This is a genomic window from Chitinophaga arvensicola (genome assembly GCF_900110835.1).
Classification (GTDB): domain Bacteria; phylum Bacteroidota; class Bacteroidia; order Chitinophagales; family Chitinophagaceae; genus Chitinophaga; species Chitinophaga arvensicola.
In genome coordinates, this window is record NZ_FOJG01000001.1 from 1,326,556 (window position 1) to 1,349,081 (window position 22,526).

At 44.3% G+C, this 22,526-nt stretch carries 23 protein-coding genes and 1 pseudogene; 18 read left to right on the forward strand and 6 right to left on the reverse strand.

Annotated features, from left to right (window positions below; genetic code table 11):
• Positions 1 to 4: 4 nt before the first annotated feature.
• Positions 5 to 1,837 carry an ABC transporter ATP-binding protein gene (locus tag BMW79_RS05665; RefSeq protein WP_089891681.1) on the reverse strand — a complete coding sequence of 611 codons (1,833 nt, stop codon included), beginning with the start codon at positions 1,835 to 1,837 and terminating at the stop codon, positions 5 to 7.
• Between the two features lie 207 nt (positions 1,838 to 2,044).
• Here BMW79_RS05665 and rbfA point away from each other — a divergent pair, with 207 nt between their 5' ends.
• Both rbfA and BMW79_RS05675 read left to right on the forward strand, forming a co-directional pair.
• A complete protein-coding gene (gene rbfA / locus BMW79_RS05670; RefSeq protein ID WP_089891683.1) occupies positions 2,045 to 2,425 on the forward strand; it encodes a 30S ribosome-binding factor RbfA in 381 nt (126 codons plus the stop codon).
• A 43-nt stretch (positions 2,426 to 2,468) separates the two neighbouring features.
• A complete protein-coding gene (locus BMW79_RS05675) occupies positions 2,469 to 3,692 on the forward strand; it encodes an FtsX-like permease family protein (protein WP_089891684.1) in 1,224 nt (407 codons plus the stop codon).
• Between the two features lie 74 nt (positions 3,693 to 3,766).
• On the opposite strand, the gene BMW79_RS05680 is transcribed toward BMW79_RS05675, so the two are convergent.
• Positions 3,767 to 4,603: a transketolase gene (locus BMW79_RS05680; protein WP_089891687.1), complete on the reverse strand. Its 837-nt coding sequence runs from the start codon at positions 4,601 to 4,603 to the stop codon at positions 3,767 to 3,769.
• Between the two features lie 389 nt (positions 4,604 to 4,992).
• Between BMW79_RS05680 and BMW79_RS05685 the strand changes: the two genes are divergently transcribed.
• Together BMW79_RS05685 and frr are read left to right on the forward strand one after the other, a co-directional pair.
• A complete protein-coding gene (locus BMW79_RS05685; protein WP_245752388.1) occupies positions 4,993 to 5,910 on the forward strand; it encodes an MraY family glycosyltransferase in 918 nt (305 codons plus the stop codon).
• 105 nt (positions 5,911 to 6,015) lie between these two features.
• Complete coding sequence (gene frr, locus BMW79_RS05690) at positions 6,016 to 6,579, forward strand: ribosome recycling factor (RefSeq protein ID WP_089891689.1); 564 nt, start codon at positions 6,016 to 6,018, stop codon at positions 6,577 to 6,579.
• Between the two features lie 108 nt (positions 6,580 to 6,687).
• Here frr and BMW79_RS05695 read toward each other — a convergent pair whose 3' ends face one another.
• Positions 6,688 to 7,575, reverse strand: coding sequence for a DMT family transporter (locus BMW79_RS05695; RefSeq protein ID WP_089891691.1), 888 nt, complete (start codon positions 7,573 to 7,575; stop codon positions 6,688 to 6,690).
• A gap of 118 nt (positions 7,576 to 7,693) precedes the next feature.
• Here BMW79_RS05695 and BMW79_RS05700 point away from each other — a divergent pair, with 118 nt between their 5' ends.
• From BMW79_RS05700 to BMW79_RS05755, 13 genes and pseudogenes are all read left to right on the forward strand, one after another.
• Positions 7,694 to 8,440: a PPK2 family polyphosphate kinase gene (locus tag BMW79_RS05700; protein WP_089891693.1), complete on the forward strand. Its 747-nt coding sequence runs from the start codon at positions 7,694 to 7,696 to the stop codon at positions 8,438 to 8,440.
• Between the two features lie 75 nt (positions 8,441 to 8,515).
• Entirely contained in the window at positions 8,516 to 8,947 is a 432-nt protein-coding gene (gene mscL / locus BMW79_RS05705) for a large conductance mechanosensitive channel protein MscL (RefSeq protein WP_089891695.1), read from the forward strand.
• Between the two features lie 88 nt (positions 8,948 to 9,035).
• Positions 9,036 to 9,215 (forward strand): hypothetical protein, encoded by a 180-nt coding sequence (locus BMW79_RS34210; RefSeq protein WP_245752389.1) that lies wholly within the window; start codon positions 9,036 to 9,038, stop codon positions 9,213 to 9,215.
• 15 nt (positions 9,216 to 9,230) lie between these two features.
• Positions 9,231 to 9,980 (forward strand): annotated as a pseudogene (locus tag BMW79_RS34220) (DUF3078 domain-containing protein); the annotation flags it as partial.
• A 130-nt stretch (positions 9,981 to 10,110) separates the two neighbouring features.
• On the forward strand, positions 10,111 to 10,905 hold the full coding sequence (locus tag BMW79_RS05715) for a segregation and condensation protein A (protein ID WP_089891697.1): 795 nt from the start codon (positions 10,111 to 10,113) through the stop codon (positions 10,903 to 10,905).
• Entirely contained in the window at positions 10,898 to 11,806 is a 909-nt protein-coding gene (locus BMW79_RS05720) for a helix-turn-helix domain-containing protein (protein WP_089891700.1), read from the forward strand. The genes BMW79_RS05715 and BMW79_RS05720 overlap by 8 nt, the downstream gene beginning before the upstream one ends.
• 105 nt (positions 11,807 to 11,911) lie before the next feature.
• Positions 11,912 to 12,784 (forward strand): pirin family protein, encoded by an 873-nt coding sequence (locus tag BMW79_RS05725; RefSeq protein WP_089891704.1) that lies wholly within the window; start codon positions 11,912 to 11,914, stop codon positions 12,782 to 12,784.
• Positions 12,785 to 12,818: 34 nt separating this feature from the next.
• Entirely contained in the window at positions 12,819 to 13,346 is a 528-nt protein-coding gene (locus BMW79_RS05730; RefSeq protein ID WP_089891707.1) for a YceI family protein, read from the forward strand.
• Positions 13,347 to 13,442: 96 nt separating this feature from the next.
• Positions 13,443 to 14,072, forward strand: coding sequence for an NAD(P)H-dependent oxidoreductase (locus BMW79_RS05735; protein ID WP_089891710.1), 630 nt, complete (start codon positions 13,443 to 13,445; stop codon positions 14,070 to 14,072).
• 162 nt (positions 14,073 to 14,234) lie between these two features.
• Positions 14,235 to 14,645 carry an OsmC family protein gene (locus BMW79_RS05740; protein ID WP_089891713.1) on the forward strand — a complete coding sequence of 137 codons (411 nt, stop codon included), beginning with the start codon at positions 14,235 to 14,237 and terminating at the stop codon, positions 14,643 to 14,645.
• 178 nt (positions 14,646 to 14,823) lie between these two features.
• Positions 14,824 to 15,537 carry a pirin family protein gene (locus BMW79_RS05745; protein ID WP_089891716.1) on the forward strand — a complete coding sequence of 238 codons (714 nt, stop codon included), beginning with the start codon at positions 14,824 to 14,826 and terminating at the stop codon, positions 15,535 to 15,537.
• Positions 15,538 to 15,667: 130 nt separating this feature from the next.
• Positions 15,668 to 16,393: an HAD family hydrolase gene (locus BMW79_RS05750; RefSeq protein ID WP_089891719.1), complete on the forward strand. Its 726-nt coding sequence runs from the start codon at positions 15,668 to 15,670 to the stop codon at positions 16,391 to 16,393.
• 137 nt (positions 16,394 to 16,530) lie between these two features.
• Positions 16,531 to 16,908 (forward strand): hypothetical protein, encoded by a 378-nt coding sequence (locus BMW79_RS05755; RefSeq protein WP_089891722.1) that lies wholly within the window; start codon positions 16,531 to 16,533, stop codon positions 16,906 to 16,908.
• 2 nt (positions 16,909 to 16,910) lie between these two features.
• On the opposite strand, the gene BMW79_RS05760 is transcribed toward BMW79_RS05755, so the two are convergent.
• From BMW79_RS05760 to dxs, 3 genes are all read right to left on the reverse strand, one after another.
• A complete protein-coding gene (locus BMW79_RS05760; protein ID WP_089891725.1) occupies positions 16,911 to 18,050 on the reverse strand; it encodes a PAS domain-containing protein in 1,140 nt (379 codons plus the stop codon).
• Positions 18,051 to 18,143: 93 nt separating this feature from the next.
• Entirely contained in the window at positions 18,144 to 19,187 is a 1,044-nt protein-coding gene (locus BMW79_RS05765; protein ID WP_089891728.1) for a ferredoxin--NADP reductase, read from the reverse strand.
• A 74-nt stretch (positions 19,188 to 19,261) separates the two neighbouring features.
• Complete coding sequence (gene dxs / locus BMW79_RS05770; RefSeq protein ID WP_089891733.1) at positions 19,262 to 21,187, reverse strand: 1-deoxy-D-xylulose-5-phosphate synthase; 1,926 nt, start codon at positions 21,185 to 21,187, stop codon at positions 19,262 to 19,264.
• Between the two features lie 225 nt (positions 21,188 to 21,412).
• Here dxs and BMW79_RS05775 point away from each other — a divergent pair, with 225 nt between their 5' ends.
• Positions 21,413 to 22,441, forward strand: coding sequence for a sensor histidine kinase (locus tag BMW79_RS05775; protein ID WP_089891736.1), 1,029 nt, complete (start codon positions 21,413 to 21,415; stop codon positions 22,439 to 22,441).
• The last annotated feature ends 85 nt before the right edge of the window (positions 22,442 to 22,526 follow it).

Consider the following 22,526-nt stretch of genomic DNA (forward strand, 5'->3'; position numbering starts at 1 on the left):
TCCTTTATTTGAATTCCTGCATTTCTACCAGCTTATGATAGATGCCGGTTTGTGCCAGCAACTGGTCGTGTGTACCACGTTCCCTGATTTCTCCCTGATCCATCACTATGATTTCATTCGCGTGCTGAATGGTGCTCAGGCGGTGTGCAATTACAATGGTGGTGCGGTTTTGCATGAGTTTATCAAGGGCAGCCTGTACCAGTTTTTCTGATTCTGTATCCAATGCAGAAGTAGCTTCATCCAATATGAGGATGGGTGGATTTTTAAAGATGGCCCTGGCGATGGTAAGGCGCTGACGCTGGCCGCCACTGAGTTTCAGGCCACGGTCGCCAATGATGGTATCATAGCCATTATCGAGTTGTTCGATGAATTCGTGTGCGTTGGCGATTTTTGCGGCTGTGATAATAGCTTCTCTGTCTGCCTGCGGCTGGCCAAAAGCGATGTTGTTGAATACGGTATCATTGAACAGGATGGCTTCCTGTGATACCACACCGATAAGGCTACGGAGGTCGTGTACCTTGAGGTCTCGTATATCGGTGCCGTCTATACGAATAGCACCTTCATTTACATCATAAAAGCGAGGTAAGATATCGGCCATGGTAGATTTCCCTGCGCCACTGCGTCCTACAAGGGCAATCATCTGACCCTTGTTAATAGTGAGCTGTATGTGTTTCAGGACATATTGCTGTTCGTATTTAAAGGAAACATTATCATATACCACGCTGTTATTAAACTCTTTTATAGAGCGGGCATCCGGTTTTTCATGGATGGTAACCGGTGCATCGAGTATGGCGAAAATCCGTTCACTGGCCACCATTCCTTTTTGTATGGTAGTAATGGACGTAGATACGTTTTTAGCCGGCTGCATGATCTGTGAATAAAATACGAGATAGGTCATGAAAGTGGCGCCAGTCAGCAGTTGGCTGCCGCTGAGTACCAGGGAGCCGCCATAAATCACCAGTATGATGATAACGACCACGCCCAGTATTTCAGAGATAGGTGAAGCGAGTTCGCGTTGATTGTACATGGCCTTACTTACTTTCACAAAACGGCCGTTTACCTCGTCGAATTTATTTTTCATGAAACGTTCTGCAGTAAAGGATTGTATGATTCTGATGCCGCTGAGTGTTTCTTCTGTAACAGACAATATTCTTCCGAGCAGTTCCTGGCTGAATTTACCTTTGAGCTTTAATCTTTTCGATACGTTGGAAATGAGGATTCCTGAAACCGGAAAGAAAATGATGGTAAAGACCGTGAGGTTAACGGACAGGTAGAATAAGGCCGCAAAGTAGCCGATGATAATAAACGGATCGCGCAGCAGGGTTTGTATGGCATTGATCACGCTGTTTTCTATTTCCTGTACGTCGTTGGTCATAGAAGAGAGCAGATCGCCTTTCTGCTGTTCACTGTAAAAGCCCAGGGATTGTTCGGTGAATTTTTCATACAGGCGCGTGCGTAGCCGGGAAAGAACGGTCATTTTGAGTCGTACCATTACCCGGGCACTCATATACCGGCCAAAGTTGGCGATGATAATACAGATACCTATCACGCCGCAAACAAAGTACAGGGCGCTCAGTTTGGAGCCGCTGGCCCGGATGAAACTGTAGAAATAGTAGTTAAACAGGTCTACGAAATAATTGATCGAGAGGGCAAAATGTGGTTGAGGCAATACTTTTGGTACTTCTCCCACCTGGTTGAAAATAACGGTGAGGAGGGGAATCAGCATGGCAAAGTTGACCATACCGAATATGATACCGATGAAGGTATACACTACATATTCCGGCAGGTAATGGTGTAAGGGAGTGGCAAATCTGAGTAATCGCTTGAATGTCTTCATTCCTGGTACTTTTAAGCTGTCTGTTTAACTTGCTGGCAAAAATAGTATAATTAAGAGATGGCGGGGTGTAATTGCGGCTATTCTTTGCCGGAAATGGTTAATTTCGCAATTGACGGGCTGCTGGCAGCCTGTTACGGTTTGGAGAGGTGAGGTAATTACGTTATTATCGTACAAGAGCCGTTTTACTAACGATTAAAATTGAATGAGATGCAGGAAACTAAAAGGCAGAAACAAATAGGACAATTAGTGCAGCAGGAGCTGAGCGGTATTTTCCAGCGGATGGGTTTTAATGTGATAGAGGGTGGAATGATATCTGTTGCTGCGGTTAAAATGACCCCTGATCTGCTGGAAGCGAAGGTATACCTGAGTATGTTTCAGATTAAAGCGCCTGCGGAGATGCTGGAGCGGATCAAGGAAAGAATGGGCGAAATCAAAAAATCGCTGGGGATGGGACTGGGCAAGCAGTTGCGCCGGATACCGGAACTGAGCTTCTTCCTGGATGATACCCTTGATTATGTATTTAAAATGGAAGAGCTGTTTAAAAAGATCAAGGAGGATGATGCAAATATCAAAGAAGGTAAAAAATAGGGGTTACGGATTTTTCATTTTTCATTCGTAATCCATCAAATACATGGTTTGGCAATTTGCTTCCCGTTATTTCCGGGCAAAAAAATCTACCAATGCTATCAATATCATTGCCTGGGTAAGTGTGGTGGCAATTGCAGTGGGGGCTGGAGCCCTGATTGTGATACTGAGTGTTTTCAATGGTTTTGAAGGATTGGTAAAATCACTTTATTCTTCTTTTTATCCTGCTATCAGGGTAGCGCCGGCTACAGGTAAAACGATCCTGCTCTCCCCTGCTCAGTTGCAGCAGATAGCGGCGGTGCCTGGAGTAGCGCATTTTTCGCGGGTGATTGAGGAAAAGGCGGTACTGCGTTACGGTGACGAGCCTACGATTGCGGTATTGAAGGGAGTAGACAGCGGTTACAACAATGTAACAGACGTAAAAAGCAATATCATCAGGGGCCGTTTTGATACCGGCGATAGTGTGGCTTACCGGGCTGTACTGGGGTTAGAGCTGGAAGGTGCACTGGGAGTGGATGTGGTACATAGTATTGCCCCTGTAACGGTATATCTGCCAAGGAGAAATGTAAATGCTTTTGTGACCCCGGAAGATGCCCTGAACAACGGGGTACTATATCCTGCCGGTACTTTTGCGATTCAGCAGGAGTTTAACAGCAAGTATGTTATTACGAATATTGAATTTTTGCGTAATCTGTTGCAATTAGGTGCAGATGAGATGTCATCGCTGGAAATCGGGATACGGTCAGGGGTAAACGATAAGCAGTTGAAGGCGCGGCTGGAGCAGTTACTGGGTAGCCGATATAAGGTGCAGACCCGGTATGAACAGAATCAGTCCTTGTACGCTATCATGCAAACAGAGAAGTGGGCGGTGTACGTGATCCTTAGTTTTATCATGATCATTGCTGCTTTCAACATGATCGGTTCTTTATATATGCTGGTGATAGAGAAGCAGAAAGATATTACGATTCTCAAAGCCATGGGGGCGCGCAAGTCGTTGATTATGCGTATTTTCCTGGCAGAGGGGTTGATTATTGCCGGGATTGGAACATTGCTGGGCTTTGGTTTGGGAATCAGCTTTTGCTTGTTGCAACAGCGATTTGGTATTATCAAACTGGAAGGGACTTCCTTTTTAGTAGATGCTTATCCGGTGAGTATGCATGCTGCTGATTTCGGGTTGGTGTTTGTAACGATTATGATTATTGGTGTGGCGGCGAGTTGGTATCCTGCCCGAAAAGCGGCGGTGGAAGCGATTACATTAAAGGCTACCTGAGGCTAATTAAAAATATTAAAAAAGGGTACGTGATATCACGTACCCTTTTTTAATATTTTTAATTAGCAATCGGATTAATAATCACCGAGTGTTTCAGGCAATTGTGCGAGTGCTTTTGCGAGTTGTTCATCACTTGGGGCAATTCCATGCCATTCGTGGTGACCTTCCATAAAATCAACGCCCTGACCCATTACGGTTTTCATGATAATAGCAATTGGTTTGCCTTTACCAGTGAGGCTTTTAGCCTTTTCGAGGGTAGCAACAACGTCGTCCATATCGTTACCGTTCATATGGAGTACCTGCCATCCGAATACTTCGAATTTGGCACCTACGTCACCGAGGCCGGCAACATCATCAGTAGTCCCATCAATCTGCTGACCGTTCAGATCTACAGTGATGATAAGATTATCTACTTTATGATGAGGGGCAAACATCACAGATTCCCAGATTTGTCCTTCTTCCAGTTCGCCATCTCCGTGCAGGGAGAATACCAGGTTTTTATCGTTATTCAGTTTTTTAGCGAGTGCGGCGCCTATTGCAACGCTCATCCCCTGACCGAGGGATCCGGAGGCGATACGTACACCTGGCAGGTGTTCGTGAGTAGTGGGATGGCCCTGCAGGCGTGAATTCAGCTTACGGAAAGTGCTCAGCTCCTGTACAGGGAAATAACCAGAACGGGCAAGTGCACTGTAGAATACAGGTGAAATATGACCGTTGGAGAGAAAAAAGAGATCCTGATTTTTACCATCCATATCAAAAGGTTCAGGCTTGTGGTCCATTACCTTGAAATACAGTGCAGTCAGGAAATCAGCGCAACCTAATGAACCACCAGGGTGACCACTTTGAACGCCGTGTACCATTCGTACAATATCTCTTCTGACCTGAGTCGCAATATCTTTGAGCTGTGGCATGATACTTGTTAATTTTGTGCCGCAAAACTAATAGAATTTCGTAGAATTTGTGGCCGTTTGAATGTTTTTTTTGCGATCTCAAAGTATTAAAAAACTTGATTTTTTTAACGTTTCTTTTCACATTTCGTTGAAATTAATATCTTTGCACAATTAAGCCCCACTAATGGAGAATGTATTAATTGCTACCGTCCTAAGTTTTGTTGTTACCTATTTTTCTATTCCAATACTGATCAGAGTTGCGGAATTAAAGCATTTATACGACGAACCGGACGAAAGAAAGACGCACAAACAGCGTATACCCACGCTGGGGGGGAATCGGTTTTTTCTCCGGATTTATTATAGCTGCTGCTATTTGTGTACCCGCAATAGCGAATTCGCCATTTCAATACATGATGGCTGCTTTCTTTATCATTTTCATGGTGGGGATGAAGGATGATATTGTCGGGCTGTCTCCGTTAAAGAAATTAATCGGGCAACTGGCTGCTTCTTTTGCTATTATTTACCTCGGCAATCTGCAGATCACCAGTATGTATGGTTTCATGGGAATTTATACCATGCCTCCTAATCTCAGCCTTATGCTGACCTATTTCACTTTTGTGGTGGTGATCAATGCTTTCAACCTGATAGATGGTGTAGATGGTCATGCGGGTAGTATAGGTCTGTTAGTAAGTGCTGTACTGGGTGCTTATTTCCTGCATGTTGGGGAAATAACCTATGCAGTTATTGGTTTTGCACTGGCAGGTGGACTGGCTAGTTTTCTTATCTACAATATTTCTCCTGCCCGTATTTTCATGGGCGATACAGGATCCTTATTGATAGGACTGGTAAATGCTGTACTTATCTTGAAATTTATAGATGTGGCAGGAAATCCGGCAGGTAAAATGCCTATAGGGGCTACGCCAGCTGTAGCTTTCGCCATTCTCATCGTTCCTTTGTTCGATACTTTACGTGTATTTGCTGTCAGGATGCTACAGGGAAGGTCTCCTTTTTCTGCTGACAGAAATCATATCCATCACTATTTACTGGACCTGAAACTCAATCACCGGCAGACTACCCTCGTTTCTGTGGCAGTGAATGCTACCTATATTCTGGGAGCATTTGTATTACAGGGAATGGGTGCTACCTGGTTGTTAATGGTCGTAATAGGCTCTGCCACTTTCTTTACAGGGATGTTATACCTGGCACGCAGGCGCAAGCTGGCACTGAAACTGGTGCCGGAACCTGTTATACAAACAGCTGCTTCTACCTCTACAGAAGCCGCAAAAATATTGCGTGTTACAACAGAGGGTGTTCTACAAGATAAATAGTTCTTTTATCTGTAATTTATCAGCATTTCTATTTCCAATATCCGGGCGTTACTTTGACGATTAAAAGAAAACCTGTAGGTTTGCACGCACTTAACTATTTATGTTATGCAAGATGATCTAACGCTTATCATTGATGACGCAGCGGACTCGATGAAAAAAGCTATCGGGCACCTCGAATTGGAGCTTACAAAAATCAGAGCCGGGAAAGCTAATCCGCAAATACTGGATGGTATTTTCGTTGACTATTACGGCGCACCAACCGCACTGAACCAGGTGGCAAACGTGAGCATCGCTGATGCCCGTACCCTTACCATTCAGCCGTGGGAAAAGAATATGCTGCAGCCGATTGAAAGAGCCATTATTGCCTCAAATATTGGTCTCAATCCACAAAATGACGGTATCATTATCCGTTTATTTTTGCCGCCATTAACCGAAGAGCGCAGGAAGGAATTTGTGAAAAAGGCGAATAACGAAGGAGAGCAGGCAAAGGTAGCTATCAGAAATATCCGTCGCGATGCCATTGAAGCAGTGAAAAAATTGCAGAAAGATGGTTTAAGCGAAGATACTGCAAAGGATGCGGAAGCAGATATTCAGCAGCTGACCGACAAACACATTGCATTGATTGAAAAGCATTGTGAAGTAAAAGAGAAAGAAATCATGGCCGTTTAGAAAACGTTCACCTGAAAATACTGCAGCGGAGATGTTAACGGATAATACCGGTTAATATCTCCGCTGTCTTTTTGAGATATAAGCGCTCCCCTTTGGGAGGAAACTTCCTTATTTCGTGGGTGCTACCCTGTTAGCCCTGTTTACGAGATAAACACCAAGAAGAATAATACCCATGCTCAGCACCTGGATCCAGGTAATGGTTTCATGTGCCAGCAGTCCCCACCCTACTGCCACTAACGGCAACGCATATGCTACCATAGATGCGAGCATAGATCCGGCCCGCTTGATCAGCAGAAAAAATAATACCGCTGCAACACCTGTTCCCATTACGCCCAGTACCAGTCCGGCAGAAAGTGACCGCCACGGTGCATCCGGCTGGGTAAACTGTGGGAAGAAATGACTGAACCACAGGATCGGAAAGGTAAACAGGGCACAAAAGAACATGGCAATAGATCCCAGCTGCAACGAACTGAAACCCTGTAGCTTATTATGTACCATGCTGATATTAACGCCATAGCTGATAGTAGCCAGGATTACCAGCAATGCGTAATACCAGTGACCATTGGTATTAATTCCTTTGGCGGTAAACAGGAGTACTACCCCTGCCAGCCCTACGAAAATACCATTGAGTTGCGCTCTTTTAAACGGACTTTTGAAAAGGATAATCCCGGATAAGAGTGCCATCAGCGGAACCAATGCGTTGAGGATTCCTGCCAGTGAACTGTCTATTTCTGTTTCTGCCAGGCAAAATAGAAAGGCCGGTATGCCATTACCAAGGATGCCGGAAAGTATGATCAGGGGAAGTTTATTCATTGGTGTTTGCCGGAGTGCCTTTGGTAAAAAAGGCAACAATGCAATGCCTGCCGCTACCAGTCGCAGGCTGGCTACCTGGTAGGAAGTAAATGATTCAAGGCCAATTTTCATCAATATAAAAGAGCTGCCCCAGGTGAGGGATAACAGGAGAAAAATTCCCCAATGGGCAAAACGTTGGTGCATAGTTTGTGTTTTTCGAGTACAAAGGTGCGGGTATACTTATTATTCAGCAAAATATAAATCGTGATATCGCAACACTTCTGTCCTGATTTTGTTAAATTTATTTATAAGAATGCTACACATGGGGAAAATCAAATTGTCAGCTATCAGTACCTCCGCTCCAAAGAAGCTGGAAAAAGAAAAGATAAAGGCCGCTACGCGGGAAATCCTGGAAGAACTGGATGAACTTCAAAACCTCCTGTATGCAGAGCACAAGCATAGTATCCTGCTGGTTGTGCAAGGCATGGATGCCAGTGGTAAGGATGGGGTGATCAAGAATGTAACTGGCACGTTGAATCCGCAGGGATGCGTGGTGCATTCTTTTAAGGCACCCAGTGCGGAAGAGGCCGAGCATGACTTTTTATGGCGGATACACCAGCATGCACCCGGCAAGGGCATGATCCAGGTATTTAACCGGTCGCATTATGAAGACATTCTTATTCAACGTGTACACAAATGGATTGATGATAAGATGGTTTTTAAAAGAATGGAAGCCATCAATGATTTTGAAAAGCTATTGACGGTACATAACAACACCCATATCATTAAATGCTACCTGCATGTATCGCAGGAAGCGCAGCAGCAAAGACTGGTAGAACGTACAGAGGATCCCCGCAAAATGTGGAAGTATAATGAGAATGATCTTACAGAATCAAAGCTATGGGATAAGTATATGGATGCTTACGAGGATGCTATTAATCACTGTAATCATGTGCCCTGGCTGATTGTGCCGGCAGATCAGAACTGGTATAAAGAGTACCTGATCGCGCTAACGTTAAGGGATACACTGAAATCACTGAAAATGAAATACCCCCGTTTAAAGAAATAATAACTTAATAATTCAACGCTTCGGAGATTATGCTTTAATTTTGTACACTTCTTTTAACAAATAAAACCTTGCATTATGTCGTTCATCAAAGAGTTTAAGGAGTTTGCCATGAAAGGCAATGTAATGGATCTTGCTGTGGGTGTGATTATAGGTGGTGCTTTTGGAAAGATTGTTACATCCCTGGTAGAGAATATACTTATGCCTGTCATTGGTATTTTTACCGGTGGTGCAAATTTCAACGATTCTTTCTTTTTACTCAACACATCCAAGGGAAGCAGTTTTAAATCGCTTGCTGAAGCCAAGGCCGCCGGCGCACCGGTTTTTGCCTATGGCGCTTTTATACAGAGCGTAATTGATTTTCTGATCATTGCTTTCTGTATTTTCCTGCTGGTGAAATTTATGAACAAACTGACGAAGAAGAAAGAAGAGGCCCCTGCTCCTGCTGAGTTATCTACCCAGGAAAAACTGCTCGTGGAAATCCGCGACGAATTAAAAAAATCCAGATAATCTGCTATAAATGCCCCACTGTCCCGTTTTTTCCTTCCAGGAAGAAATGGGATGGTTATTACGTATACTCACTTTAAACAACAAATTGATGAAAAAATTTACTTTATCCATTGCCTGCTGTATGCTACTGTTTACAGCTGCGCACGCGCAAAATGACTGGATGAAGAAGTCGAGGGAGGAAGTTGATGGTAAAATCAAGAAAGACCCTAATGATACCATTCCGAAATTATGGCGGAAAGGGCTGAACATTAACGTTAATATTAACTAGGGATCGCTCAGTAACTGGGCTGCGGGTGGTGATAAATTCTCTTTTTCTGTAGGATCGAACCTGTTTGGCTGGGCCTTTTACAAGAAAGGCAGACACTCCTGGGATAACATAGCCGATCTGGCTTATGGCTATATCAATACTACCAGCCTGGGAGGACGTAAGAATGATGACAGTATTGATCTGACTACTAAATATGGATACGACATTGGCAAAAACTGGTATTTAAGCGGCCTGGTGAACTTGCGTACACAGTTTGCAAATGGTTTCTTATATCCATCTGATACCACTAAACAACTGTCATCCAAGTTCTTCTCTCCTGCTTACGTGTTAGTATCGCCGGGTTTTGACTATAAACCGAGTAGTTCCTTTTCTTTATTTCTTTCACCCGTTACTTCCCGTTTTGTGTTTGTGATGGATGATGTACTCTCTAAACAGGGCGCTTACGGTGTAGATACGGGGTCGCACTTTAAGTATGAAATAGGTGCTTATCTATCCGCGAATTATATTAAAACGATCGCAAAAAATATTACCTATAAGGGCCGCCTGGATCTGTTTTCCGATTACAGGCATAATCCTCAAAATATTGATGTATTCTTTACCAATGCATTGGAACTGAAGGTAAATAAGTGGATTGCTGCTTTACTGACCTTAGATATGATATATGATGATGATGTAAAAGTATTTGAAAATAAACAAACTGGTGTAATGGGGCCTCGCCTGCAGGTAAAGCAGGTGATTGGTATTGGCTTTGCCGCCAAGTTCTGATTCGCCGGAATTTTGTTATTTTTGATATCGCGCAGCAGCACAGAAAAAAGTACCCGGGTATTTACCGGGATTTCGAAATAATCTGTGTTATTGTGCGATATCTTTTTAAGAACCAATTTAAAAGCATTACGTGAGCGAGCAAGCACCTGTCTATAAGATCAAATTACCGCAATTTGAAGGTCCTTTTGACCTGTTGCTGTTCTTCATTGAACGTGATGAGCTGGATATTTACAATATTCCCATTAATACGCTCACACAGGATTTCCTGGATTACATCCATCATATTGAGTCACTGAATATTGAGCTGGCAAGTGAGTTCATTCTCTTTGTATCCACCCTGATGCGCATCAAGGCAAAAATGCTGCTGCCGCGTAAGGAACTGGATGAACAAGGCAATGAAATTGACCCGAGGATGGAGCTGATAGACAAGATCCTGGAATATAAGCGTTATAAGCTGGCATCTGCTGAACTGGCCGAAATGGAAGCAGACCGGATGCTGTCTGTAAAGCGGGGAAACATTGCCAAAGAACTGGCAGAAATCGGCGAAGTGACCAGCGAAGGTACAGAAGTACAGACCCTGACGCTCTTCAAGCTGACGAAAACCTTTGAAAAGGTGATGCAGCGTATGAAAGAGCGGGACAACAAGCCCCAGCACGTGGTATATAAGTATGACTACACGATGGAGGGGTCCAGGATGTACATGGAGGAATTGGCAAGAGCTGAGCGTACCCTATCTTTCGAAAAAATATTTGATCACTGTAAAGACCGTGTGCACGCTATCTTCCTGTTCCTGAGCATGCTGGAACTGGTGCAGATGAAACATATGGGAATCATGGTGGGAGAAGGCAGGAATAACTTTATTATTGAATATATTGATCCTTCCGAACGGGAGGAAGAAACCGCAGGAACCTTGATAGATGGCTGAGAAACGTGAAAATATCGGAATCGTTACCTTACCGGAATACTCCCATACGGATCCGGAATTTGTGGTGTCTGGCCTATGTGAATTAGGTAACAGCTTTTTTGATCAGATCGGTGTTCCCCACCGGCACGACTTCTATACCATTTATTGGATTAAAAAGGGAAAACTGCTGCATACCATTGATGCAGTAACCCATGAAGTAAAGAAAAATACCCTGTTTTTTGTGGCGCCAGGACAGGTGCATAACCTGCAGGCAACAGAGAAAATTGATGGGTATATGATCGCTTTCCGCGATGCTTTCATGTGTTTAAAAGATCAGACACAGGTATCTGGAATTAATTCCGGACTGTTTTTTAACAACCAGTTTAGTAGCGTCATCCACATCAATGATGAACAGGAAAAGGATATTGACGCTATTGTCCGTTTGATGATGAAAGAGCTTACGCTGCGTGAGCCGGAGTATGAAATGGCCCTGCATGGGCTGCTGCGCTATTTCCTGGTGCTGGCTTCCCGCATAAAGGGAGAAAATGTGGCCATTTCCCCTGAACAGCATGCTGTTCACAACAGTTCCATCTTCCTGAAATTTAAAAACCTGATAGAAGAGAAATACCAGGAACTAAAGACCGTGTCGGACTACGCCGGGCTACTACATATCAAACCCGTGCTACTGAACGAGATCAGCAAACAATTATCCGGTATTACTGCCGGAGAGCATATCCGCAACCGTGTAATCCTGGAGGCACAGCGGTATCTTTATAATACCGACCTTACCGCCAAAGAAATAGCCTACAAACTGGGTTTTGACGATCCTCACTATTTTAGCCGCTTTTTTAAGAAGTATACCAACCAGAGCCCTTCTGAATTCAAGGAGGCTTCCCGCACTTCTGTAGGCCCTTCTGCCTAAATTTTCCAGAATAATTTAAAAAAGTCCATCACTAGGAGTGTTTTATCCATTCTTAATAGATGTTGTAACATGTACTTTTGTGTTGTCTTAAGGAGGCAAACAAATATGAAAACACAAAAACATGTCAGTCAGATCGTAATTGCAGCCGCACCACACATGGTAGGTGATGGGTTCAGGGTACAGAGCACCTTACCTGGCGGCACCCGTTCAGAAGGTAACAGGATCAGTCCTTTTATCATGATGGACTATGCTGCTCCCAACTATATTCCACCAAGTGTACGACCCAAAGGTGTAGGCGAGCATCCGCATAAAGGCTTCGAAACTGTTACCATCGTTTACCAGGGCGAACTGGAACACCGGGATTCTACCGGTAGTCATGGTTTGCTGTTTCCCGGCGATGTGCAATGGATGACAGCGGCCGGCGGTATCCTGCATGAAGAAAAATACAGTGAAGCATTCAGTAAACAAGGCGGAAAAGTAGAGTTTGCCCAGTTGTGGGTAAATCTTCCTAAAGCATTTAAAAATAATCCTCCTTCTTATCAGAATCTGACCAAAGCCGCTATCCCGGTGATAAAGGTGAGTGAAGAAGGCTATGTAAGAGTGATTGCCGGTGAGTACGATGGCGTAAAAGGCGCTGCCACTACTTTTTCTCCGGTAAATGTATTGGATATCCGTTTGAAGAAAGATGACCAGATCACTTTCTCCGTGCCGGAAGATTTTAATACAGCTGCGGTGGTATTCCAGGGCGAAGCTGATGTTAACGGTCAGTCGCTTAAAGCAGTAGAAACCGCGCTGTTTGAAAAAGAAGGAACAGAAATTACCATTAAGGCGTTGAAAGACTTGTCTATGCTGGTGTTGAGCGGGGAACCTATTAACGAACCCATCTTCGCATACGGACCTTTTGTAATGACAACAGAAGAGGAAATCAGAACCGCCATCGACGATTATAACGCCGGTAAAATGGGTGAATTGAACTAATTAATCATTTAATAATACTAAAAACAAAAACTATATGACAACCTGGAAAATTGATCCTTCACACAGTGATGTACAATTCAAGATCAAACACCTGATGATTACGACCGTAACCGGTCAGTTTGCAAAATTTGACGGTACTATGCAGACTACTACTGACAACGATTTCAGTACTGCCAGTATCACTTTTGAAGCAGACATCAACAGTATTTCCACACAAAATGCGCAGCGTGATGCCCATCTGCAGGCCGGAGATTTCTTCGAGGCGGAAAAGTATCCCAAACTGACATTCGTGTCTAAAGAAGTAAAGAAAGTAGATGCCGATACCTACAAACTGGTAGGTGATTTAACCATCCGTGACAATACCCGTCCTGTAGAACTGAATGTTGAATTCGGTGGCGAAGTGGTAGATCCGTATGGTCAGACTAAAGCAGGATTTGAATTAAGCGGTAAAATCAACCGTAAGGATTTCGGTCTTACTTTCCACGCTACAACAGAAACCGGTGGTTTGCTGCTGAGCGACGAAGTGAAGCTGCTGGCTAGTGTGCAAATGGTAAAACAATAATATAAAAGTGGAGGATGTATCAAAAGCAATCATTGGCTGGAGAGAATAAAATAAGGTAACATTCCTTTTGATACATCCCATTTCAATAAAGTGAAAATGGATATTCTGAATAAACTGGAATGGCGTTATGCCGTTAAGAAATTTGATCCGGCAAAGAAACTGAGTGAAGCGCAGCTGGAAAAACTGTTGGCCGCTACGCGTCTTTCTGCCTCCTCTTATGGCTTACAGCCTTATAAGATCCTGGTGGTAGAGAACCCGGCAGTTCGTGAGCAACTGAAGGCGGTGTCTAACAATCAGTCGCAGATCACCGATGCTTCGCACCTGGTTGTTTTCGCAAGATATACCGACCTGAATGAAGGGCACGTAGATGACTATATGAATAATATTGCGGAAACGCGCAACATAGATCCGGCTCAACTGGCTGGTTTTTCAGGTGTGATGAAAGGCACGGTAAACCGGTTGGGTGCAGAAGGCAACGCTATATGGAGTTCCAAGCAGGCATATATTGCCCTGGGTACTTTACTGACTGCCGCTGCTGTGGAAAGTATTGATGCCTGTCCGATGGAAGGCTTTGATGCTGCCGGATATGACAAGGTATTAGGACTCAACGAGAAGGGATTGGCTGCTGTAGTGATTGCTGCAATAGGATTCAGAGCGCCCGACGATGTGATGCAACATGCTAAAAAAGTACGTAAGCCAATTGCAGAATTGGTAGAAATGATATAGGAATCAATTGACAGGAACCATGTAAGGCCACACCGTAACAGGTGTGGCTTTTTTTATGTGCTTTAGTACCGGAGGAAGCTCCGGCGCTTTTTATTCCCGATTAATTTGTAATTTGGGCCTCCGCACTGATTTTTCTAACAGGAAAAAAATAAAAAATAAAACATGAAAAGATTTGCATCCGCCAATTGGCAAGGTACCGGTAAAGAAGGTAAAGGCACATTAACTTCCCAGTCAACTGTGTTAAACAAAACCCAGTACTCTTTCAGCAGCCGTTTTGAAGATGGCATTGGTACTAACCCTGAAGAACTGATTGCTGCCGCTCACGCTGGTTGCTTTACCATGAAGCTGAGCTTCGTGATCACCGGTGCAGGTTTTACTCCAGGTAACATCGACACTAAATGTACCATTACGCTGGATAACGGCGCTATCACCAGCAGCCACCTGGAAGTGACTGCCAGTGTAGAAGGTCTGGATGCTGCGAAATTTGCAGAATTTGTTGCAGATGCAGAAGCAAACTGCCCTGTAAGCAAACTGCTGAACGCTACTATTACTTCAGATGCGAAACTGGTGTAATTAAAAGCACTGGTAGCTAAACCAGGTTACGGATTTTTCTGATGTTGCCTTCGTTTTAAACGTTTGCGCCGCATAGAAAAATCCGTATTTTTTTGTCCACGCTTTTCAACATATCATCCATTTCCTCCCCCTTTGTTTATAGCGATATTTGTAGTGTTAAAACAAAGGAGATTTAGTTATGAAAAAAGTTATTCATCGTGCAGATACCAGAGGATATGCCAACCATGGTTGGTTAAAGAGTCATCATACTTTCAGCTTCGCCAACTACTATGATCCAAACAGGATTCACTTTGGCGCATTGCGTGTACTGAATGATGACGCGGTAAAAGGCGGAATGGGCTTTGGTGCGCACCCGCATGATAATATGGAAATTGTGTCCATTGTATTGGATGGAGAACTGGCACATAGTGATAACACCGGCAATAAAGAAGTGATCCGCAAGAATGATGTACAGATTATGAGTGCCGGTACCGGCGTGGTTCACTCAGAATTTAATGCCTCAAAAACAGACGCTGTGAACTTCCTGCAGATCTGGGTGATCCCTAAAGAAAGGAATGTAACACCCCGTTATGATCAGAAAACATTTGATCCTGCGGCACGGGAAAATGCTTTGCAGGTAGTGATTTCACCGGATAAGCAAGGAGATGGCCTGTGGCTGAACCAGGATAGCTGGTTTACCTTGGGTAAATATGAAGCCGGCAAATCGCTGGATATTACAGCAAAGGCGCCCAATATCGGTACTTACCTGTTTTTACTCAGTGGAGAATTGAAAGTGGATGGAGAAGTATTGGAAACACGTGATGCCATCGGGTTATCTGAATATGAAAAAGTAAGTATTGAGGTTACCAAACCGGCAGAGTTTTTGCTAATAGATGTGCCAATGCTGAACTAATCATACACATCGTTATATACTAACCCATTATATCAAAAAAAAGATCAGCCGTAACAGGCTGGTCTTTTTTTTATATTTTTATCGGTACCGGCATTCATTGACTATCATTTAAAACAGCCGCTCAGGAAACATGTTATTAGCTACAGATCTGGATGGAACTTTTTTAGGAGGTTCCGCCGCAGACAAAGAACAATTATATTCCTTACTGCAACAGCAAAAAAATATACAACTGGTTTTTGTAACAGGAAGAGGCATACGGAGTGTGCTGCAACTATTGGAAAATACGGCATTACCACGACCTGAATATATTATCTGTGACGTGGGCGCCACTGTAACACATCTGCCCACACTGAAAGCTGTAGAGCCTTTGCAGTCACATATCGCATCCCGCTGGCCCGGCGATCATGTAAGAGAAACACTGAAAACCGTAAGAGGATTACTGCACCAGGAAGCACATCAGCAATACCGTTGCTCCTACTATTATGATGAAGGTACAGATATTGCCGGCGCACGCGAAATAGCCACTTCGCTGCAATGCGACCTGGTTTTATCTGCCGGGAAATACCTGGATATATTACCAGCCGGCGTTAATAAAGGCTTCACTTTGCAACAGTTGTTAAAGGTACTGGCATTACCGCATCAGCATGTGTTGGTAGCTGGTGATTCCATGAACGATTATTCGATGTATGAAACCGGTTTTAAAGGCGTAGTAGTAGGTGATTCGGAACCCGAATTAGTAACGAAGACTGCTGCTATGGCGCATGTATTGCAGGCCCAACGGCCAGGCGCCGGTGGTATCCTGGAAGCCATGGAATTTTTTCCGGAGTTCGGTATTTATCTGCAAAAAGAAGGTTAAAAAGTGATCGGTGGAAGTGAAAAAGATTGTACCTTAGTTAAAGGTCTTTGCTAGTCATTTAATATGGATATTGACAACAGCGTTTGGTATGATGAATAGTTTTTCAATCATCATTTAAATTGATAAATCAATACACCATGGAAATAACAACTCCCACCGAAGAACTGCACCAGCAGATGGATTCCTGGAAAGAAGAAGTGAATGAAGTTAGAAGTGAAGTGAAAATGATGCGGGAACGGTTAGAACAGATCGCTCTCAGTAAAGCTTCCAGGGATGTGATGACACAAGTCGAACACTTTGAAAACCGCTTACTACGCCAAAGGGAAGTAGCAGATGAAATGCACCACGACATCAAGCAGTGTGCAAAGAAAATGGCCAACACACCTGTAACGGTGATTCACGACGACAGGCCCATCGATGATTTTCAGACCATACAACACCGTATGGAAATTTTCCAGAAACTATATATGTCATTAAAGGAAGACTTCAATCACTTTATGCCCGTTGAGGTATAGGCTTATTGCAGTGTTTTTACTTTATGCTCAATTTTGTGAATGATATCATCCAGCTGAAGCGTGGATTCATGTAGCCATTCCATTAGTTGGGTGTTGAGGTGCAGGTCCTGGTTGCTTTTATCGAACAACCCGGTGATGCTGAGTATGGCCACTACCGGCCGGCGTATTTCGTGAGAATTGATCCAGGCAATTTCTTTCAGGGCTTTATTCTGTTCTTCCAGTTGCCTGGCTTGCTTTACGTGTTTGTCGATATCCTGTATCATGCCTATCATGCGATGGGGGATATTGTTTTCATACATGATGAATGCGCGGTCTACTACATGTTTATAGCTACCATCTGCACACCTGAACCGGTATTCTTCTGACCAGTAATTCAGATGCGTGCGTTTGCATGTTTCCAGTGAGGTCATGATCCTGGTATAATCTGCCGGGTGGATATTACTTTGCCACCATTGTACCAGGTCGGTATCGTTATTGTTTTTATATAGGAAGAGATGGGACAAACCGTGGTTCCAGGTAACGGCATCTGTTACCAGGTTTTTGTCGTAAACGGCATCGTTGGTAGCCTGCGCCAGTAGCTCATAGCGCATGCCCAGTTCATGTGCTTCCTTGGCCGCTTTCACCTGCTGATCTACATCTTTCGCCATAATGAAACGGGCCGTTTTGCCAAAGTATACTGCCGGGAGCGAATAGATTTCTACAAAGAAATTGCTGCCATCTTTTTTGCGGTGTTTCCAGATGCCACGGTATTCATCTCCATTACATCTCTCCGCTGCATTTTCCAAAAGCAACGGGATATCTTCTTCGTTACGTATATCTTTCAACGTTAGATTCAGGAATTCAGTTCTGCTGTAACCATATTTCTTTGTAGCAGCGTTGTTCACCGATAAAAAGCGCATCGTGGATTTCTCATAAATCCACATTGGTATCGGGTATTCGTTAAAGAGATGCTCGAATTGCAGATGACGTTTGTTTTGCGGGAAAGTGGAAATAAATAAAAGTGTAAATGCACCGGATAGCAATAGCAGGCTAATAATTGATATGATCCCGGAATGAAAATGAGGTTGAAAAAGTACATAGCTGTTAATCAATATAGCGAGAAACAACAATAAACAAGCAATCTTTTGGGGGGCATTCCGCATCACTTGAATTTCCTATAATATAACAATATTTCAGCAACCAAAAAAAATATCTCCGATCATAATGATTGATAATATTTTTTACATAATGAGTGATTATAATTCAATGATCACCACCTCACTGGCGGGATATCCCACGCAGGTCAGTACCAGGCCTTCTGCCAGTTCCTTTTCTGTGAGCACTTCATTTACAGGCATCCACACTTTACCGCTCACGCATTGCGCGGTACAGGATCCGCATACACCACCTTTGCAACTGTAGGGTAGTAATATTTCATGCTCCAGTGCATAATTCAAAATGGTCTGATCACCGGGAATGGCTAACCGGTGTTCTTCATTGCGATACCGGATGATCACCTGTTTGGGTTGATGGTCCTGCGGGTGTGTATTCGCCATCCTCGTGTCTGTATTTACTACAAAGTTTTCTTTATGCAGTTGTGCTTCGGAGAAGCCCATGAAGGTAAGCGTGAGCAGAATGGTGCGCATATAGTCGGGCGGACCGCAGAGAAAGAACTGCGCATCTGCCGGGTGGTGTTGCATATGTTTGTTGACCAATTGTTCCAGCAGGGTGTTATTGAGCCGCCGGTAAACGTGATGATTGTCGGGATCATTGCTGAAAAGGTAAATCAGTTCCAGTTGTTCCGGGTATCGGGCCTGCCAGGTGTGCAGCTGTTCGTAAAAGATGGTGCTATCGGGTGTAGCATTGCTGTAAATCAGCTTTACATGTGTGCCCGGCTCAGTGGTCAGTATATGCTTGAGGAGCGAAAATACGGGCGTTATACCGCTTCCTGCAGCCAGGAGAAAAATGTCTTTGGACGGAGCCGCCGACTTTTCATAGGTGAACCTGCCGGAGGGCTCCAATGCGGTAACGATATCGTTTATTTTCCAGGTGTGAATCAGGTGACGGGATATTTCGCCGTTTTCCTTTTCCCGGATGGTGACAGCGATAAATGGATCTATGCCTGGAGTGGAACTGAAGGAATAGGATCTCCGGTATTCTTTATTATTCAGTTGAATGAGAAACGTCAGGAATTGTCCGGGCAGGTATTCCAGTGGCTCAGATGAGGTGTTTTCCAGTTTGTACGTGTAGGTGCCTGCTGTTTCGCGAATGATGTCCGTTATCCTGAGCTGAAAATACATGGTAAAAAAAATTTAGCTACGGAGATATCCAGTCGTACTGAATATTCCCGTAGCTAAATAACTAAATTCTTTTATTAAATGGTGACGGTAATTTTTTCTTTCAGCATCTCCCTGGTGGTGCGGGCGATACCGGCGGCATCATAGCCACATTCGCGGTAGAGTTCTTCCGGTTTACCGTGTTCTACTAACCTGTCGGGGATACCTAATCTTTTTATTTCTGCCCTGTAATTGTTGGTGGCCATGAATTCTATCACGGCGCTACCGAATCCACCTACGATGGTGCCATCTTCCACGGTGATTACCTTGTCGAACGACTGGAATATTTCGTGGAGAAGGGCTTCGTCGAGTGGTTTTACAAAGCGCATATCGTAATGAGCGGGTTGTAATCCGTCTCCTATGAGTTCTTTGCAGGCTTCTGTTACGAAGTTGCCGGTATGTCCGAGGGAGAGAATGGCAATATCCTTTCCATCACGGATTTTGCGGCCGGTACCGGCTTTGATGGCCTTCAGCGGTGTACGCCATTCCGGCATTACGCCTTGTCCGCGTGGGTAGCGGATTACATAAGGCATATCGTTGTCCGGCAGTTGGGCACTGTACATCAGGTTACGCAGTTCTTCTTCGTTCATTGGTGCGCTGATGATGACATTTGGAATGCCGCGCATGTAAGCGATATCGTAGGCGCCGTGGTGGGTAGGTCCGTCTTCTCCTACCAGTCCTGCTCTATCGAGGCAGAATACTACGGGGAGTTTCTGGATGGCTACATCATGTACGGCCTGGTCGAAAGCACGCTGGAAGAAAGAGGAATAGATGGTACAGAATACGCGCATGCCCTGGGTGGCCATGCCTGCGGATAATGTTACGGCGTGTTGTTCGCAGATACCTACATCGAATGCTCTCTGCGGCATTTTCTCCATCATGAATTTGAGGGAGGAGCCGGAAGGCATGGCAGGAGTGATCCCGATAATTTTATCGTTTTGTTCTGCCAGTTCAATGATGGTGTGGCCAAAAACGTCCTGGTATTTAGGAGGTTGAGGGCTGGTAACTGGTTTTTTGAATATTTCGCCGGTGATTTTGTCGAATAATCCTGGTGCGTGCCAGGTGGTCTGGTCCTTTTCTGCGAGCGCATAGCCTTTACCTTTGGTGGTAACGATGTGCAGCAGTTTGGGGCCGGGAATATCTTTCAGGTCCTGGAGGGTATCTGCCAGTTTGGTGATATTATGACCATCGATCGGACCAAAGTAGCGCATCTTCAGTGCTTCGAAGAGATTGCTGGATTTGGACACCACGCCTTTGAGGCTGGCTTCCAGTTTGGAGGCCATGTCGCGGGTAAATTTCTTTCCTACGGGTAATTTTCCGAGCAGGTTCCATACATCGTCTCTCACCTTGTTGTAGGTGGGGGAAGTGGTGATATCTGTCAGGTATTCTTTCAGCGCGCCCACGTTAGGATCGATGGACATGCAGTTATCGTTCAGGATGATCAGTACGTTGGCGTTGGCAACACCGGCATGGTTGAGGGCTTCGAAAGCCATACCAGCCGTCATGGCGCCATCACCGATTACAGCGATATGCTGCCGGTCGAATTCGCCTTTGTAATGGGAGGCCATCGCCATGCCGAGTGCGGCAGAGATGGAGGTGGAAGAGTGTCCTACACCGAAGGTATCGTAGCGGCTTTCGTCTCTTTTGGGAAATCCGCTGAGCCCCCTGTATTTTCTGTTGGTCGGAAATGCTTCCCGGCGACCGGTAAGGATTTTGTGACCATATGCCTGATGACCAACGTCCCATACGAGCTGGTCGTAAGGGGTATTAAAAACGTAATGCAATGCTACTGTCAGCTCTACTACGCCCAGACTGGCCGCAAAGTGGCCACCATGCACACTTACTACATCAATAATGTATTGACGCAGCTCCTCACACACCTGGTGAAGCTGTTCTTTGTTCAGCTTTCGCAAATCAGCGGGATATTCTATCTGGCTCAACAGTTGACCTGCCTTAATATTCATAATTGGGCTCAGGGTTTATTATATGAAGTAACAAAAATACATAAAAATATGTGGTAAATCGTGTACGACAGGCAGGAAAAAAGGACAGTTGGGAGATATCTGACCATTCAGATAGAGGCTTCTGCCATTTACTGGTTTTGATTCACCATTTATAACATTTAGGTTTCAATCCGGTGACTGGTAGGGTATTTTTGGAATATAGGTGAAGTTTACTAATTTGATTGAATGTTTAAACAAATAAACAAATATTGGTGGTGCCAGTTATTGGGGTGGTCGGCATATTTTCTGATCAATGTTTTCTTCGCCTTATCTGTTTACCGGAAAACGTCTCCTGACGCGGCATATTACCTGAACCTGGTGATCTTTGTGTTATTCGGGTTTATAGCTACCCATTTATTCCGCCGCCTGATTCATCGGTTTGCATGGGTGAACTATAACTTTGAGAACCAGATTTTACTGTTTATCGGGTTAATGACGGGGTCGGGCCTGGTATCTTATATCGGATATTACTTTTTTGGAATATATCTGTTGCATCTGTCAGACACTCCTATCCAGGTAGGGATTGTGGGATCTTTCCTGATCACTACTATCTGGTGGTTTCTGTATTTCATATGGCACTATATTGAACGGAACCGCCGGTCGCAGGTAGACCAGCTGAAGCTGGAGGCAACGGTAAAGGAGCTGGAATTGAAAACGATCAAAGCACAACTGAACCCGCATTTTATCTTTAATGCGTTGAACAGCATCCGTGCCCTGGTGGATGAGAATCCCCAGCGTGCAAGAACGGCTATCACAGAGCTTTCCAACATATTACGGAGTTCTATGCAAACGGAGAAGGCGGAAACGGTGAGCCTGGAAAACGAATTGAATATAGTAAAGGATTACCTTGCATTGGAACATATCCGTTTTGAGGAGCGTTTGAATGTCAGGTATGAGATTGATCCGGATACGCTGGAGTTGCAGGTACCTCCCATGATGTTGCAGACATTGGTGGAAAATGCCATTAAACACGGTATTTCCCGGATTATCAGGGGCGGATCGGTATATATCAACTCCTCATTAAAGGGGATGCAGCACGTCATCACCATTGAGAATACGGGTCAGATAATAGAAAATAATATGAATGGCCATGGCTTTGGATTACAAAGCACCCGGCAAAGGTTAAGTCTTTTGTTTGGCAGCAGGGCCTCTTTTGACATCAGGAATAAAGATGAGCAAACGGTAGAAGCTACTGTTGTAATGCCTTTGCTCTAAATCACTTGTTATAAACTGCCATAACCGGATAAACTGGTTATGGTGCTCATTTTTTAAACAATTAAATCATCAACCAAACTTCATA

Excerpts from the sequence above, each read along its gene's own strand:
- BMW79_RS05700 (WP_089891693.1), top strand. The coding sequence starts at position 7,694 with ATGGGGAAAATCAAATTGTCAGCTATCAGTACCTCCGCTCCAAAGAAG.
- BMW79_RS05695 (WP_089891691.1), bottom strand. The coding sequence starts at position 7,575 with ATGCACCAACGTTTTGCCCATTGGGGAATTTTTCTCCTGTTATCCCTC.
- rbfA (WP_089891683.1), top strand. The coding sequence starts at position 2,045 with ATGCAGGAAACTAAAAGGCAGAAACAAATAGGACAATTAGTGCAGCAG.
- dxs (WP_089891733.1), bottom strand. The coding sequence starts at position 21,187 with ATGAATATTAAGGCAGGTCAACTGTTGAGCCAGATAGAATATCCCGCT.
- BMW79_RS05680 (WP_089891687.1), bottom strand. The coding sequence starts at position 4,603 with ATGCCACAGCTCAAAGATATTGCGACTCAGGTCAGAAGAGATATTGTA.
- BMW79_RS05685 (WP_245752388.1), top strand. The coding sequence starts at position 4,993 with ATGATGGCTGCTTTCTTTATCATTTTCATGGTGGGGATGAAGGATGAT.
- BMW79_RS05730 (WP_089891707.1), top strand. The coding sequence starts at position 12,819 with ATGACAACCTGGAAAATTGATCCTTCACACAGTGATGTACAATTCAAG.
- BMW79_RS34210 (WP_245752389.1), top strand. The coding sequence starts at position 9,036 with ATGAAAAAATTTACTTTATCCATTGCCTGCTGTATGCTACTGTTTACA.
- mscL (WP_089891695.1), top strand. The coding sequence starts at position 8,516 with ATGTCGTTCATCAAAGAGTTTAAGGAGTTTGCCATGAAAGGCAATGTA.
- BMW79_RS05775 (WP_089891736.1), top strand. The coding sequence starts at position 21,413 with ATGTTTAAACAAATAAACAAATATTGGTGGTGCCAGTTATTGGGGTGG.
- BMW79_RS05745 (WP_089891716.1), top strand. The coding sequence starts at position 14,824 with ATGAAAAAAGTTATTCATCGTGCAGATACCAGAGGATATGCCAACCAT.
- BMW79_RS05740 (WP_089891713.1), top strand. The coding sequence starts at position 14,235 with ATGAAAAGATTTGCATCCGCCAATTGGCAAGGTACCGGTAAAGAAGGT.
- BMW79_RS05750 (WP_089891719.1), top strand. The coding sequence starts at position 15,668 with ATGTTATTAGCTACAGATCTGGATGGAACTTTTTTAGGAGGTTCCGCC.
- BMW79_RS05755 (WP_089891722.1), top strand. The coding sequence starts at position 16,531 with ATGGAAATAACAACTCCCACCGAAGAACTGCACCAGCAGATGGATTCC.
- BMW79_RS05760 (WP_089891725.1), bottom strand. The coding sequence starts at position 18,050 with ATGCGGAATGCCCCCCAAAAGATTGCTTGTTTATTGTTGTTTCTCGCT.
- BMW79_RS05735 (WP_089891710.1), top strand. The coding sequence starts at position 13,443 with ATGGATATTCTGAATAAACTGGAATGGCGTTATGCCGTTAAGAAATTT.
- BMW79_RS05665 (WP_089891681.1), bottom strand. The coding sequence starts at position 1,837 with ATGAAGACATTCAAGCGATTACTCAGATTTGCCACTCCCTTACACCAT.
- frr (WP_089891689.1), top strand. The coding sequence starts at position 6,016 with ATGCAAGATGATCTAACGCTTATCATTGATGACGCAGCGGACTCGATG.
- BMW79_RS05765 (WP_089891728.1), bottom strand. The coding sequence starts at position 19,187 with ATGTATTTTCAGCTCAGGATAACGGACATCATTCGCGAAACAGCAGGC.
- BMW79_RS05720 (WP_089891700.1), top strand. The coding sequence starts at position 10,898 with ATGGCTGAGAAACGTGAAAATATCGGAATCGTTACCTTACCGGAATAC.
- BMW79_RS05675 (WP_089891684.1), top strand. The coding sequence starts at position 2,469 with ATGGTTTGGCAATTTGCTTCCCGTTATTTCCGGGCAAAAAAATCTACC.
- BMW79_RS05725 (WP_089891704.1), top strand. The coding sequence starts at position 11,912 with ATGAAAACACAAAAACATGTCAGTCAGATCGTAATTGCAGCCGCACCA.